The sequence below is a fragment of the Marinoscillum sp. genome, assembly GCF_965229915.1.
Taxonomy (GTDB): Bacteria; Bacteroidota; Bacteroidia; order Cytophagales; family Cyclobacteriaceae; genus Marinoscillum.
In genome coordinates this window covers 3,918,316-3,933,371 of sequence record NZ_CBDDJZ010000001.1, presented here as the reverse complement: position 1 = coordinate 3,933,371, position 15,056 = coordinate 3,918,316, and the positions used below count along the sequence as shown (strand labels likewise).

Sequence of the window (15,056 nt, the reverse complement as noted above, 5' to 3'; positions counted from 1 at the left end):
GCTTGCGCCGATAGTTTCAATTCAAGTAAATTCGCTCTCGTGAGCTGGGACATTTACATCAAGCAGTACCGCAATTACCTAAAACTGGAGCGTTCACTTGCTGACAACTCCATAGATGCGTATCTCCATGACATTACGAAATTAAGGGAGTTTTTCGAAATCAAAAATCTAACGTTAAGCCCTCTGAAAGTTTCCCAGAGTGATTTGATCAATTTCGTGGAATTCATTAACGAACTGGGAATGTCTCCATACTCCCAGGCAAGGATTCTTTCGGGAATCAAATCATTTTACAAATTTCTGGTCTATGAAGAGCTCATCGACAAAGACCCGTCAGAATTATTAGAAGCACCCAAAATCGGAAGAAAACTTCCTGATACACTAGAATTTCATGAAATAGAAGCGATTCTCGGTGAGATTGACTTATCCACCGACGCAGGCACTCGTAATAGAGCCATGCTAGAGACGCTCTACAGCTCTGGTCTGCGTGTATCAGAACTGATCGAGTTAAAAATCAGTAATATTTACGATGATGTCGGGTTTCTCAGGATTATCGGAAAAGGTAACAAGGAGCGTCTGGTACCAGTGGGGAAAACGGCTTTGAAATATATTAAGCTATACAAAGACCATGTTCGGGTTCATCAGGAGGTAAAAAAAGGCAGTGAAGATCACCTATTCCTAAATTTACGTGGATCAAGGATCTCTCGAGTCAGCGTGTTCACCATCATTAAAGACCTGGCTCTCAAGGCGGGCATTGCCAAAAGTATCAGTCCACACACCTTTCGGCATTCATTTGCTACACACCTGATAGAAGGTGGTGCTGACTTACGTGCGGTTCAGGAAATGCTAGGCCATGAATCTATCACCACCACGGAGATTTACACGCATTTGGATCGGGATTACCTCAAGCAGGTGATCAATGAATTTCATCCTCGCAGCTAACAAGATCTGCTTTAATTCATATTTTTACCCATTATGCACCTCAGTGAATCAGAAATAAAAGGGATTAAGGCGATTTGTAAGGATTATCGAGTCAAACATTTGTACGCTTTTGGCAGCATTTTAGGAGATTTTTTTAGTCCAGAAAACGATATTGATTTCCTTGTCGAAATTGACATCTCTGATCCATACGAATACACTGATCTTTACTACGGGTTATTGAGTGAATTGGAACGGTTTCTAGATCGTAGAATAGACTTATTGGAAGTTCGTGCTTCGAGAAATGAATTCATTCAAAGTGAAATCGACAAGTCCAAGGTGGCCATCTATGGATAAACTAACAGAACTGCTAAACAAGCCATAGAACGCAACCCGGAGATGATTGGGGAAGCAAAGTCTCGTATTTTAAAGATTGATCCTGAAATCCCGGTTTCTAATACCAGAAAGATAGTTGATTTTAGAAACCGAATCATACATGGCTATGATTCCGTTTCAAATGAAATTCTGTGGACTATCGTCACTAGAGACTTGCCTTCAATCAAAAAAGAAGCTCAGGAATTTTTGGGGATTAATCCTCGAGCTAAAGCACCGAAGTGCTATAGCCTGAGAATCTCTATAAACCTAAATGATGATTAAAACTGGTACCCTTTTTTGAGCGCCGCTCTGATTTGCTGCATACCTTGCTGCTTTTGCAGCTCCATGATTTTCTCCTGGATAATGGCATGATTCAGATACGATTTGAGTGAGTACAATTCCTCTGTAGGTAATTGGTTCACTTGCTGTTTGATGGTGTCTAAAGCTGTCATAGGACCCATAGTTTAGTTTCCCAATATTACGGAAGATCTGACTGTTGGATACAGCAAAAACGAAGAGTAGGAAGATTCACCCGATGAGTGGGAATTTTCAGTACTTAACCCACAATCCACTAAAAATCAAACAGTAAGAAATCAGCGACCAATTCTGCTTGACCTCAGTATTAATTGCTCTATTTTTGTCGCGCATTTAACCGATCCAAGTCTGAATGTATCAATTAGCCAAATCCTTTCTTTTTACCATGCCCGCTGAGAAGGCTCACCACTTTACCACTGGTGCACTCAAGATGGCCTTTAAAATTCCTGGTGTAAAGTCCATCTTCAAAAGCATCTATGATTGGAAACACAAAGGACTGGAGCAAGAGTTATTTGGGATCAAGTTTCCAAATCCAGTAGGTCTGGCCGCTGGTTTTGATAAAAACGCTGAGTTCATTCATGAATTTGCCGCTATGGGTTTCGGGTTTATTGAAATCGGCACGGTCACCCCCTTAGCACAGCCCGGCAATCCCCAGCCAAGGCTTTTTAGGTTAAAGGAGGACAAAGGGTTGATCAACCGCATGGGCTTCAACAATGCCGGAATGGAGGCTGCCCTACAAAACCTGCAGTCTCGACCTGAAGGTATTATAATTGGTGGCAATATTGGTAAGAATAAAGTCACACCAAATGAAGAAGCAACCGCCGATTACCTCAAATGCTTTGAGACCTTGTATCCAGTGGTGGATTACTTTGTGGTGAATGTGAGCTCTCCCAATACTCCCGGGTTAAGAGAACTTCAGGAAAAAGAACCACTACAAAAGCTTCTGGTAACGTTGCAGGAAGCAAATAAAAAGCAGGCTCAGCCGAAACCGATCTTGCTGAAAATCGCTCCAGATCTGACCAACTCGCAACTAGATGACATCATAGACATTGCCACTACTATCGGTTTGGATGGTCTTATCGCCACTAATACCACCATCGAGAGATCCGGCCTTAAAGAATCAAAAGAAAGTCTGGAACAGATTGGCGCGGGTGGTTTAAGTGGTGCTCCGGTACTAAAACGCTCCACAGAGGTGGTTAAGTACCTACGCTCTAAAAATGCTAAAATACCTATCATTGCCGTGGGAGGCATCCTCTCTGGTGACGATGCAGTGGCCAAATTAAAAGCCGGGGCAAACCTCGTACAAGTATATAGCGGCCTGGTCTACCGAGGGCCGGCACTTATTAAAGAGATCAAAAAGGCAATATTAGAAAATGCTTGATGGTGGAGTATATCTCCCTTATTTTTGTTCGTTAAGATCAACATGGCACAAAACACCTACAAGAAAACAAAGCAATCATCTTCCCGCTCTTTTAAGTTTAAGGTAGACTTTTTCAATGACCGAAAATTTCACCTGGCTATTGGAATGTTCTTCCTTATGTCAGCATTTTTCCTCATTGTATCATTCATCTCCTACTTACTTACAGGAAAGGCAGACCAGAGTGTGGTAGAAGCAATCACTCAGACAGACATCAAGGCCTCAGGTCAAGAAGTCCAAAACTGGTTTGGTACGATTGGAGCCATCACAGCCCACTACTTTATCTTCAGGTGGTTTGGGATTGCAGCCCTTCTGATTCCACCGTTCCTATTTCTTGCTGGTCATCGCATCGTGTGGAAACGTAGAGTATTCTCCGTTTCACGTGCCTTTGGATTCACTTTCTTCTACCTGCTGTGGACGAGTATTGTGATGGGTTATTTCCTTATCACCTCAGATGAGGTAACCGAATGGGGATTTCTAAGTGGTGGCGTTGGATTCGAACTAGCCATTATCATGGAAAGCCTCATGGGCTGGGGATCGCTTTTGTTTTTGATCTTTCTTTTTCTGGTGTTTAATATGTACTTCTTTGATATCACACAGATACCAGTGGTAGATGAAGTAGTCTTGGGACTCAAAGAAAAGGTTCGCAGTATTCTTGCAAAGCCAGAAACAGCAGACTCCGAATCAGAGGAGGATGGGGATGATGAAGAAGAACCGTCCGATGAGAGGGATAATTCGCTGGATTTTATCCTCAAGCAAGTAAAAGAAGAAGTAGAGAAAGAAGATATTGCACCGGAGGAAGAGGACGAGCAACCTGCTCCAGTAAAAACTTCTAGCACACCTCCAGCTTTTGATCTGGGAGATGAGGATGAGGAAACTGAAGAGCAAATAGAGGAAGAGGAATGGACTCTGGACAGCAAACCAAAGCCACGCAAAGCACAACCTGCTGACGACCTGGAACTCGCCATTGAAAAGCCTGATGGCACAGAGGAACGTGAAGATCCAGAGAAGCCTTTTAGCATTGAAGTCGACATCCCTGAAGATGAAGAAGTTCGCGTAGAGCAAATGGAAAACTACGATCCCACCCTGGATCTTCCTAAATACAAATACCCTACACCCGAACTACTCATAGACTACCCTAAAAAGGATGTTCAGGTTTCAAAAGACGAGCTGGAGCAAAACAAAGACAAGATTGTTGAGACCCTGATCAATTTTAAAATTGGGATTTCCAGCATCAAAGCCACAATTGGTCCTACGGTGACCCTTTATGAGATTGTACCTGAAGCAGGTGTGAAAATCTCTAAAATCAAAAACCTGGAAGATGACATTGCACTAAGTCTGGCAGCTCTGGGCATTCGTATCATTGCTCCGATTCCAGGCCGAGGAACCATCGGTATCGAAGTGCCCAATAAAAACCGTGAAATGGTGGACGTAAAGTCGGTCATTACCACGGAAAAATTCATGAAGAGCGACATGGACTTGCCAATCGTGCTCGGTAAGACTATCTCCAATGAAGTATTTGCAACCGATCTGGCCAAAATGCCTCACCTGCTCATGGCTGGAGCCACTGGTCAGGGTAAGTCAGTAGGATTGAACCTGATCATTACGTCGCTGATTTACAAAAAACACCCATCACAGCTAAAGTTTGTGATGGTCGATCCAAAGAAAGTGGAGTTGACACTTTTTAACCACCTGGAAAGACACTTCCTGGCCAAACTGCCCGATAGTGAAGAGCCTATCATCACGGATACCAGCAAGGTGGTGAATACACTCAACTCGCTTTGTATAGAGATGGACAATCGCTACGACCTACTAAAAGACGCGGCTTGTCGTAATCTGAAAGAGTACAACAAGAAGTTCATTGCCAGGAGACTCAACCCGAAAAAGGGGCATCGTTACCTCCCCTACATTGTGTTGGTGATTGATGAGTTGGCGGATTTGATGATGACCGCAGGCAAAGAAATTGAAACGCCAATTGCGCGATTGGCGCAGCTAGCAAGAGCTATTGGTATTCACCTGATCGTGGCGACACAGCGTCCATCAGTCAACGTGATCACCGGTATCATCAAGGCCAACTTCCCTGCTAGGTTGTCCTTCAGAGTAACTTCTAAAATTGACTCCAGAACCATCTTGGATACTGGTGGAGCCGAGCAGCTCATCGGACAGGGAGATATGCTGCTTTCCATGGGATCGGACCTGATCCGTTTGCAGTGTGCTTTTGTGGATACACCTGAAGTGGATAGAATTTGCGAGTTTGTGGGTGAGCAGCATGGCTATGATGACGCCTATCTCCTACCAGAGTTTGTAGGAGACAATGATGGATCATCAGAAGTAGGCGCAGTGGATCTTTCAGAACGTGATGCTTTGTTTGAAGATGCGGCAAAACTCATTGTCATGCACCAGCAAGGAAGCACCTCACTGATCCAGCGCAAAATGAAACTGGGCTACAACAGAGCAGGTAGATTGATTGACCAACTAGAGGCCGCAGGGATCGTGGGACCGTTCGAAGGAAGTAAGGCTCGTGAAGTTTTAATTCCTGATGAATACGCTTTGGAACAGTTATTGAATGAGATAGATCAGAAGTATTAACAAAACAGGGGTTCGACCAGTTTAGAACCAAAGAATTAAAGAGACATGAAAAAAGTAATTTTTGCAGCTGCAACCATTTTAATCGCTTTTTCTTCATACTCCCAGTATGATCCGGAAGCCTTGGCAGTATTGGACGCAATGAGTGCCAAGTACAAAAAAATTGATGCTTTTGAAGCCAATTTTACCCAACAGATGATTAATGAGAGTGCTGGAATTGATGAGTCAATCAAAGGAGAAATCTCGGTAAAAGGAGATATGTACGTGCTGAAAGTAGCCGGCCAGGAGATCTACAACAACGGCGTGGATGTATACAGCTACAGTGAAGAGCTACAAGAAGTAACGGTGAGCACATTTGATGCTGAGGAGCAGGAAATCACCCTGGGAAATATTTATGATCTGTACAAAGAAGGTTATAAATACGTGCTAATGTCTACTCAGTCAAACGGTGACCGCATTGTTGAGTTAGATCCTGAATCCAAGGACAAAAGCTACCACAAAATCAGACTCGTGATAGACAAGAATGATGATCTGAAAAAATTCACTGTATTTGAGCGATCCGGCAATAAATACGTTTACGACATCAAAAACTTCAAAGAAGTGAGCCTGGCAGACAGCTACTTCACCTTCGATACCAAAAAGTATCCGAATGTAGAAGTGATTGATTTTAGGTAAGACAAAGAAACCCAGAGTATCAAACCCAGTCCAAACGGCTGGGTTTTTTATTTGCACATCTCTCAAATCACCCCTTCTAAAAATTTCTTATTTTCGCATAGCAAACCACTAACCTCATGACTCGGCAGCAACTCTTCGATAAAATCAAGCAGAAGGAATCCTTCCTATGCGTTGGTCTAGATACTGATATCAGCAAAATCCCCAAACATCTGCTAGATACAGAAGACCCGATCTTTGAGTTTAACAAGCAGATTATAGATGCAACACTCCCCTATGCTGTAGCCTACAAGCCCAATCTGGCCTTCTACGAAGCACATGGCAGTAAAGGTCTCGCTTCTCTGGAAAAGACGATGGAGTACATTCCTGAAGGAGTGTTCACCATCGCTGATGCCAAACGCGGAGACATTGGCAACACCTCCAACATGTACGCCAGGGCCTTCTTTGAAAACATGAATTTCGATGCGGTTACAGTGGCTCCTTACATGGGAAAAGACTCGGTTGCTCCCTATTTGGAGTATCCCAGAAAATGGACCGTGTTGTTAGGTGCCACTTCCAATGAAGGGTCTTTTGACTTCCAGGAACTGCTACTGGACGGAACCGGTGAGAAGCTGTATGAGCGAGTGATCCGAAGCAGTGCCGAGTGGAGCAACCCAAACAACATGATGTATGTGGTGGGCGCGACAAGAGCAGAATCTTTAATAGGTATCCGCAGATTAGTACCCGAACATTTCCTACTCATCCCAGGTGTAGGCGCTCAGGGTGGAAGCCTGGAAAAAGTGTGTGCATACGGAATGAACAAACAGTGTGGACTACTGGTCAACTCATCCCGAGGGATCATCTATGCTGGTGACGGTGAGGACTTTGCAGAAAAGGCTGCTAAAGCCGCTAAAGATGTACAAGTGACCATGGCAGCTCAGCTCCTCAGACACTTGCACTAATCATTTCATTCTTAGCGGAACAAGCAGTAAATTGGATGACCGCTATGGATGAATATTTCTTACAATACCTCTGGAGGTTCCAGAAATTCAATACTACGCAACTCCAGCTCACCAACGGAGATAAGCTCTTGGTGCACGATGCTGGTTTCCAAAACCATGATTCAGGCCCGGATTTCAAGGAGGCAAAAATCAAAATAGACGATCTGATTTGGTCTGGCTCTGTTGAAATTCATTACAAATCCTCCGATTGGCTGCACCACCAACACCAGAATGATCGTGCGTATGACAATGTGGTCTTGCATGTAGTCTGGAAACATGATCAGGAAATTTCAGTACATAAAAAACCACTTCCAACATTAGTCATGAAAGATTATGTGTTGGAAAACATGGAACTCGCTTACAAACACTACATGAATCAACCTGAGGTGATTCGGTGCCAGAAGCAACTGCCGTCTGTAAGCCGATTACAGGTCATTTCTATGATGGACAAAGCCCTTACTGACCGTCTAAAAGAGAAAAGTTCACAAGTGTTAGAAATTCTACAATCCTCCAACAATGACTGGGAAGAAACTGCCTATCAGGTCTTAGCCAAAAACTTTGGGTTTAAGGTAAATCAGGAGGCTTTTATGCGACTGGCAGCTTCTTTACCATACCGCATTTTACGAAAGTATCAAGCCGATACACACGCTATAGAAGCCCTTTTATTTGGTATGGCTGGCTTTCTAGAAGATGCCAAAGATGATCACAGCCAACAACTGGCTCATGAGTTTGAATACTTGATGAATAAACACCAACTACAGACAACTCTGAAACGCCATCATTGGAAGCACTCTAGGATGCGACCGGCAAATTTCCCGGCGGTACGCTTAGCCCAACTGGTTAGTATCTACAGCCATGTTAGCCAGTTATTCTCTCAGTTAATTACCGTAAGGAGCATCGAGGATTGTCGAAAACTAGTCAAACACCAGCTACCAACATACTGGATGAACCATTATGATTTTGGCAAGAAAACCAACAAACGCTATTTACTTGGAAAAAGTGCCGTTGAAAACATCATTATCAACTCCATTACTCCATTACTAGCAGCTTACGCAAAATATCTCGATGAAGTAAAATACCTGGAAACGGCACAAGAGCTGCTTGAAAGCCTCCCTGCAGAGAGCAACCACATCATTAATAAATGGAAGGCAGTGTCTATAAATCCCACCGATAGTGCCGAGTCTCAAGCTCTCATTCATCAGTACAATCATTTGTGCAAACAAAAGAAATGTCTACAATGCAACCTCGGCATTTCCATCCTAAGCCCTAAATTGGCACCATGATTTGGACCCTACTCAATAGTATCTTACTCCTAGCCCTAGCCTTGAGTTTCCAACCCGAAGAAGGCCCCACCAAACATTATTGGTTGGGATTACTTGCCAAGTTTTCTGCTTCTCTGGCTTTCGGATGGTATTATTTCATCCATTTACAATCCGGGGATACGGTGATGTTTCATCAGCAAGCGTTAAACCTATACCACCTATCTGAAGAATCGTTCAATCAATACATCAATTACTTGTTTACTGGACATCATCCGGTATTTATGGCCGAGGGTCGCAATGATTTTTTTGTCAAAATCCTCAGCCTTCCATACATGGCCACTCAAGGAAACTACTGGCTAAGCGGACTCTACCTGGCATTTTTCTCATTCTTATGCAGTTGGTTTTTATTTAGGTCCATTGTGCGCTATTTCCCACAACTAGTGATTCCTGCATTCATAGCATTTCTGCTATGGCCTACATCTCTCTTCTGGTCATCTGGTATCCTCAAAGACACCTTGGTCAATGGTAGCATCTTTTTTCTGGCTGGTATTTGCATTCGCTATTATTATGGATACACCTTCAAGTTCTCACAGCTAACCATCGCTCTGGTGTGTCTGGTTATGTTGTTTTACCTAAAGTTCTACCTGGCAGCCATGGCCGGTATCTGCATGGGAATATTAGCTTGGGATAAAGTCACCAAAGCATTTATAAGCAGCAAGACACTGAGATACGTATCATTGGTTTTTATGTTGATAGTACTGATGGCATTGACTAGCCTACTGAACTGGAACATGAACCTGGACAATTTACCTCAAGCCGTGGCAGACAACTATTCAAGAATGAAAAGCATTTCTGAACCAGATAAGATCGTGCAGCTGAACCTTGATGGCACCTATGCTTCATTGATCAAAAGCGCACCAATGGCTCTGGTGACAGGACTTTGGAGACCTGCCATCTGGCAAACCAGTGGCTGGATGATCTTTTTTGGGTTAGAGTCCTTGTTCATCTACCTTTTGTTACCACAGGCGGCTATCGGATACAAACGCTATCAGGTCAACCTTCTGGGGGTGCTGACGGTCTTTTTCATCATTTCTCTGAGCACATTCCTGCCAATGGTTTCTCCTAATCTTGGATCTCTTGTTCGTTATAAGTCTGTATTCATGCCCTTTCTCCTATTCATTTTGCTGATTGGCCCATATCTGACATTGTTCGTCAAAAACAAACAGATTAGCTAACTTTGCGCCCTGATTTAGAACGAGATATGGACAAACCAGTAATTATTTTCGGAGGAAAAGGCATAGCTAAAGCCGCATTAGAAATTTTCAAGAGTAACAGCATAGTTGTTTACGGGTTTCTCGATGATGACTCAGCCATCCACGGTACAGAAATCGACGATGTTTCAGTACTTGGAAAAACAGATGATCACGGATTTTTGAAACTAATCGGTCAGAAAACCGAGGCATTTGTGGCTACAGATGACAATGCACTGCGCAAAAAGCAGGTAAAGATGCTTATGGACTCTAGAAAGGTCATGCCAACAAACGCTGTTCATCAGCAGGCTTACATCTCGGATTCTGCGGCCATTGGTCATGGTAACTTCATCAACGCCAGAGCAACTATTGGATCAGATTCAGTGCTTGGACAACATTGCATTATCAATACTTCGGCTATTATCGAACACAATGTAACAGTTGGGGATTATGTACAAGTGGGTGCGGGATCTATCATCAATGCAAGCGTGGAAATTGGCAATGAAGCATTCATAGGCAGTGGTGCTACGATCATAGCTGGCGTCAAAATTGGGAAGAAAGCGAGAATCGGAGCAGGCTCTGTAGTGATCGCCGATGTAAAAGACGGAGAAACCGTATTTGGTAACCCCGCGATAAAAGTGGATAAGTAATCGAAATCCACTTTTGACTTAAGTAACATTTGCGAGTCGTTCAGTATATTACGACTCATTCAATACAATCAGTATCTAATTCACAACACCCTGCTGGAATCAGGGCTAAGGTTATGAAAAAGGATTATTCAGTACTACTTTATTATTGTTACTCTAGGATCGAGGATCCGGAGACATTTCGTGAGCAGCATCACCTTAGATGCCTTGAGCTCAACCTAAAAGGAAGAATCATCATTGCTGAGGAAGGTCTAAACGGAACCGTTTCCGGTTTGCATGCCGACTGTGAGCAATACATGGCTGAAGTGAAGGCAGATCCAAGGTTTGCTGACATTGAGTTCAAGGTAGATCAGGTATCGGAGCACTGCTTCTCCAAGCTTCATGTGCGCGTAAAGCCGGAGATCGTTCATGCCAGTTTGCCAAATATCGATCCCAGAAAAAAGACGGGTGGCTATGTAGAGCCAGCCGAATTCAGAAAAATACTGGAAGAGGAACCCGAAGAAACAGTGATCCTGGACGTAAGGTCCAACTATGAGCACAACGTAGGCAAGTTTAAAAATGCCATCACTCTGGATATTGAAAACTTCCGTGATTTCCCTGAAAAGGTAAAAGAACTAGAACACCTCAAGAATAAAAAGGTAATCACTTACTGCACAGGTGGTATCAAGTGTGAAAAAGCCAGTGCCTATTTGCTAGAGCAAGGCTTTGAGGATGTGCATCAGCTGCATGGCGGTATTATCAAATATGGACTGGAAGCCGAAGGAGCTGATTTTGAAGGTAAATGCTATGTCTTTGACAATCGTATTGTAGCTGATCTCAATAAAGTAAATCCAAAAGTGATCTCACGGTGTTATGTGACTGGTCAACCCTCTGACAGGATGGTGAACTGTGCCAACCCGCATTGCAACAAGCACATTCCCATGAGTGAAGACGGAGCTAAAATGCACAACGGATGTTGCTCTGAAGAATGCGCTAAAAACCCAGATGTACGACCGTATGACGGATCAGGATATTATCAAAAAGAAATGAATGGATACAACCCATACCGTGGAGTGAAACGGCACAAGGAAGTAACCAATTAAGCAATAAACAAATACTCCCATGCCGAAGCTATCTGAAACAGACTTGATAATCAACCCGGATGGGAGTGTTTACCACCTGAATCTCAAACCACAGCACGTTTCTGAAAAAATCATTACTGTAGGTGACCCGAGTCGTGTACATCGGATTTCCAGCCACTTTGATCATATCGAATTCGAGATGAACAAGCGTGAGTTCATCACCCACACAGGCACCTACAAGGGAAAACGACTCACTGTGATCAGCACGGGTATGGGTACCGACAATGTGGAGATCCTCATGAACGAGCTGGATGCGGTCTTCAACATCGATTTAAAAACACGGGAAGTAAAAAAGGACAGAACATCACTCAAAATCATTCGAATTGGCACTTCTGCTAGTATTCAGGAAGACATGCGGCTAGGCAGCCATGTGATCAGCGAGTATGGCATTGGGCTCGACCCAATGATTCATTTTTACCAGTTTGAAATGGGTGATTATGAAAAATCTGTTGCTCAGAAGCTGCAAGACACGCTTGACCTACCCTATCCCCCTTATTGTGTGAGAGGATCCGATGAGTTAATCGACCTATTCAAGGACAACATGACCCTTGGAAATACGCTCACTTGCCATGGTTTTTATGGTCCGCAAGGTCGCGCATTGAGAGTACCTATTAGATATCCTAACCTGATAGAAAAGCTTAATTATTTTCATCACGAGGATTTCTGGCTAACCAACCTGGAAATGGAAACTGCCGGATACTACGGACTAGCCAAAATCCTGGGTCATGAAATGGTCAGTTTGAATGCCATCATCGCCAATAGAGTGCGAAACAAATTCTCCAAAGACCCAAACAAAGTAATAGATTCCCTAATCAAAAAAGTACTTGACAAGATCTAAGCTTCTTTGGACTTATCGTCCTTGAATACAGACTCCACTGCTTTTTTCAGCTCACTGAGTGCTGCAGACAGATGTTCCTTGGCATCATGCCATTTGTCTCCATTCTTGTGTTTGTACTCATTGAAGTCATCCTCTATCTTCTCCTTTTTCTTTTTGAGTTCCTTGATTTTATCCTCTATATCATCACGAACTTCACTGCTTGCACCTTTTGCTTCTACAATCAGCTGATCAATTTTCTTTCCAAGTTCTGCCAGGATTCCTTCTACCTGACCTTTAGTATCTTTTGCCATTGCGCTTCTGTTCTGGTTTGGAAGGAAATTAAATATTTGATCATTGAAATCCAACGAACTGCAAATACATTCGTATCTTAAGTATCCCAACAAAATGATGAAATCCGCAACTAACCGATTAATTGCCACGGTCATCGGCACTATTCTGCTTCCCCTGATCATCTACTCCGTGTACGAGATTTCATCGGTCAAGGAAGATGAAGAAATGATCGAAAAGGTCTACAGAGATCAGCTCGATGCGATTATTTTTTCCATTAATCAATACTCCAATGACAACATCAGTGGGCTTTTTGACAAAATTCAGAACAGCCTTGGACCTGACCTTCGATTCAACAAATCAGAACCCTACTTAGACTACTCCAATATCCACACACTGGTATTCGAAGACCTGCAAAATGGTCAAACCAAAGTGGTCAGAATTATTGGCGATAGCATAGATCATGTAGACTGGCTGGGATTGCAGGATTCTATTTTAAGAGCCAATGACAACCTCAAGACCCAACTCATCAGATACAAAGAAGGTGGCTACCGTAAAATCGAGCCCCGAGGAACGATCGTGCGGATGAATGACCGGTTACAAGTCGTACATGCCGTGCTGGAGCGCGAAGATCACCCCATATTTATCACGGCGTTTTTGAGTATCTATGGTTTTGCCAACAATGTGCTGGCCCCTAAACTGCAACAGATTGCTGAAGGAGACTTGATCATCACCCTGGGATATCGAGATGCAGCAAATTACATTTACGAGACTGATTCCCTGTCCAAGGATGTGATTCTGACCAAAAGCATGTGGCTCATCCCTGACATGGATGTAGGAATCAGCTCATCAAACAAAACAGTATCTGAACTGGTGGAAGAACGTACCCAGTACAACCTAACCGCTGCCTTTATATTGATCATGCTGTTAGTTTTTGGCTTTTCACTGGTCATCAGAAATATCCGAAACGAGATCAATCTGGCACAGACCAAATCAGATTTTGTATCCAATGTGTCGCATGAGCTGAGAACACCACTTTCATTGATCAGCATGTTTGCCGAAACACTACTACTGGACCGAGTCAATAGTCCTGAAAAACGAAAAGAATATGAAGAGATCATATTTAAGGAGACTAACCGACTCACTAATATTGTCAATAAGATCCTGAACTTCTCTCAGATTGAAGCTGCTAAACGCGTATACAATCCGGAATTGATCCATATCAATGATTTGGTCAACGAACTGCTACATGACTATGCGTATCACATCGAAAGAAACGGATTTGCCTATGAGGTGCAACTGGCAGAGAACCTTCCTCAAGTTTATGTAGATCGGGAGGCACTGTATGAAGCCCTTGTCAACCTGGTAGATAACAGCATCAAATACAGCCCTAATGAAAAGAACATCAACATCAGCACTGGGAATAAGGAAAATGCGGTTTGGGTAGAAGTTGCTGATAAGGGAATAGGCATACCAGCCGATCGGATCAAAATGATCTTTGATAAGTTCTACAGGGTGACAGAGGGAAATGTGCAGAGCACCCGAGGAGCAGGTCTTGGACTGGCTTTGGTTAGTCACATTGTAGACTCGCACGGTGGAGATATTGAGGTGGAAAGCACTCCGGGAAAAGGAAGTAAATTTAGATTAGTGTTTTATCTAGACAATCATGGCTAAAATATTAGTAGTTGAGGACGAGCCAAACATGCAAATTGGTCTCAAGGACAATCTGGAATTCGAACAATTCAAAGTAGAAGTAGCCAAAGATGGCCAGCAGGGATTGGACATGATCCTGGCAAATGCATATGACCTCATCGTTCTGGATGTGATGATGCCCAAAATGAGTGGCTTTGACGTGTGCAAAGCGGCTCGGAAAAATGGCATCACCACACCTATTATCTTTCTTACAGCCAAAGGAGAAGAGATCGACAAGGTACTGGGGCTTGAGCTCGGTGCAGATGATTACATCACCAAACCCTTTAGCATCCGTGAGCTGGTCGCACGTGTAAAGGCCATCCTTCGCCGTACAGAGAGCAGCAATACCGCTCAGTCTTCAGAGAAAGAAATTGAGTCCATTAGGATCGGTGCCCTGGAGGTGGATTTTGCTCACTATACAGCGCATCATCAGAAAGATGGAGAAGTAAAAATGTCTCATAAGGAATATGAAGTCTTGCTCTACTTGCTCAAACATAAAGGAGAAGTGGTCAGTAGATACCAACTGCTGGAAGATGTCTGGGGATATGAAAGCCAACCAACCACCAGGACCGTTGATAATTTCATCCTTAAACTGAGGCAGAAGATTGAAGAAAACCCCAACGCACCGAAGCATATCATTACTGTACATGGTGCCGGTTATAAAGTCATTTATTAAAAATTGTCATTTGTTATTGGGGGAACTTTTGATTTTATAAAAC

At 43.3% G+C, this 15,056-nt stretch carries 15 protein-coding genes and 1 pseudogene; 14 read left to right on the top strand and 2 right to left on the bottom strand.

Features of this window, described 5'->3' with window-relative positions; translation table 11 throughout:
• Positions 1–39: 39 nt before the first annotated feature.
• From xerD to ACO067_RS16930, 3 genes and pseudogenes are all read left to right on the top strand, one after another.
• A complete protein-coding gene (gene xerD / locus ACO067_RS16940; protein ID WP_421876168.1) occupies positions 40–939 on the top strand; it encodes a site-specific tyrosine recombinase XerD in 900 nt (299 codons plus the stop codon).
• 33 nt (positions 940–972) lie between these two features.
• Positions 973–1,272, top strand: coding sequence for a nucleotidyltransferase family protein (locus ACO067_RS16935; RefSeq protein ID WP_421876166.1), 300 nt, complete (start codon positions 973–975; stop codon positions 1,270–1,272).
• A gap of 15 nt (positions 1,273–1,287) precedes the next feature.
• Positions 1,288–1,572, top strand: a pseudogene (locus tag ACO067_RS16930) (DUF86 domain-containing protein); the annotation flags it as partial.
• Here the strand turns inward: ACO067_RS16930 and ACO067_RS16925 are convergent.
• Positions 1,569–1,742 (bottom strand): hypothetical protein, encoded by a 174-nt coding sequence (locus ACO067_RS16925; RefSeq protein WP_421876164.1) that lies wholly within the window; start codon positions 1,740–1,742, stop codon positions 1,569–1,571. The pseudogene ACO067_RS16930 and the gene ACO067_RS16925 overlap by 4 nt on opposite strands.
• Positions 1,743–1,957: 215 nt before the next feature.
• Here ACO067_RS16925 and ACO067_RS16920 point away from each other — a divergent pair, with 215 nt between their 5' ends.
• From ACO067_RS16920 to ACO067_RS16880, 9 genes are all read left to right on the top strand, one after another.
• Positions 1,958–2,986 carry a quinone-dependent dihydroorotate dehydrogenase gene (locus ACO067_RS16920; RefSeq protein ID WP_421876162.1) on the top strand — a complete coding sequence of 343 codons (1,029 nt, stop codon included), beginning with the start codon at positions 1,958–1,960 and terminating at the stop codon, positions 2,984–2,986.
• A 42-nt stretch (positions 2,987–3,028) separates the two neighbouring features.
• Positions 3,029–5,611, top strand: coding sequence for a DNA translocase FtsK 4TM domain-containing protein (locus ACO067_RS16915; protein WP_421876160.1), 2,583 nt, complete (start codon positions 3,029–3,031; stop codon positions 5,609–5,611).
• Positions 5,612–5,656: 45 nt separating this feature from the next.
• Complete coding sequence (locus ACO067_RS16910) at positions 5,657–6,283, top strand: LolA family protein (RefSeq protein WP_421876158.1); 627 nt, start codon at positions 5,657–5,659, stop codon at positions 6,281–6,283.
• Between the two features lie 116 nt (positions 6,284–6,399).
• Positions 6,400–7,221: an orotidine-5'-phosphate decarboxylase gene (gene pyrF / locus ACO067_RS16905; RefSeq protein WP_421876156.1), complete on the top strand. Its 822-nt coding sequence runs from the start codon at positions 6,400–6,402 to the stop codon at positions 7,219–7,221.
• A gap of 44 nt (positions 7,222–7,265) precedes the next feature.
• Entirely contained in the window at positions 7,266–8,543 is a 1,278-nt protein-coding gene (locus ACO067_RS16900; protein WP_421876154.1) for a DUF2851 family protein, read from the top strand.
• On the top strand, positions 8,540–9,757 hold the full coding sequence (locus tag ACO067_RS16895) for a hypothetical protein (RefSeq protein ID WP_421876152.1): 1,218 nt from the start codon (positions 8,540–8,542) through the stop codon (positions 9,755–9,757). Before ACO067_RS16900 ends, ACO067_RS16895 begins: the two co-directional genes overlap by 4 nt.
• 26 nt (positions 9,758–9,783) lie before the next feature.
• A complete protein-coding gene (locus ACO067_RS16890) occupies positions 9,784–10,422 on the top strand; it encodes an acetyltransferase (RefSeq protein ID WP_421876150.1) in 639 nt (212 codons plus the stop codon).
• A 113-nt stretch (positions 10,423–10,535) separates the two neighbouring features.
• Positions 10,536–11,501 (top strand): rhodanese-related sulfurtransferase, encoded by a 966-nt coding sequence (locus ACO067_RS16885; RefSeq protein ID WP_421876148.1) that lies wholly within the window; start codon positions 10,536–10,538, stop codon positions 11,499–11,501.
• Positions 11,502–11,520: 19 nt separating this feature from the next.
• Positions 11,521–12,378 (top strand): nucleoside phosphorylase, encoded by an 858-nt coding sequence (locus tag ACO067_RS16880; protein ID WP_421876146.1) that lies wholly within the window; start codon positions 11,521–11,523, stop codon positions 12,376–12,378.
• Here ACO067_RS16880 and ACO067_RS16875 read toward each other — a convergent pair.
• Entirely contained in the window at positions 12,375–12,668 is a 294-nt protein-coding gene (locus ACO067_RS16875; RefSeq protein ID WP_421876144.1) for a hypothetical protein, read from the bottom strand. The genes ACO067_RS16880 and ACO067_RS16875 overlap by 4 nt on opposite strands.
• A gap of 94 nt (positions 12,669–12,762) precedes the next feature.
• Between ACO067_RS16875 and ACO067_RS16870 the strand changes: the two genes are divergently transcribed.
• Both ACO067_RS16870 and ACO067_RS16865 read left to right on the top strand, forming a co-directional pair.
• Complete coding sequence (locus ACO067_RS16870; protein ID WP_421876142.1) at positions 12,763–14,319, top strand: sensor histidine kinase; 1,557 nt, start codon at positions 12,763–12,765, stop codon at positions 14,317–14,319.
• The gene (locus tag ACO067_RS16865) at positions 14,312–15,013 is read left to right on the top strand and encodes a response regulator transcription factor (RefSeq protein WP_421876140.1); all 702 of its coding nucleotides are present in this window, start codon (positions 14,312–14,314) and stop codon (positions 15,011–15,013) included. Before ACO067_RS16870 ends, ACO067_RS16865 begins: the two co-directional genes overlap by 8 nt.
• Positions 15,014–15,056 lie beyond the last annotated feature (43 nt).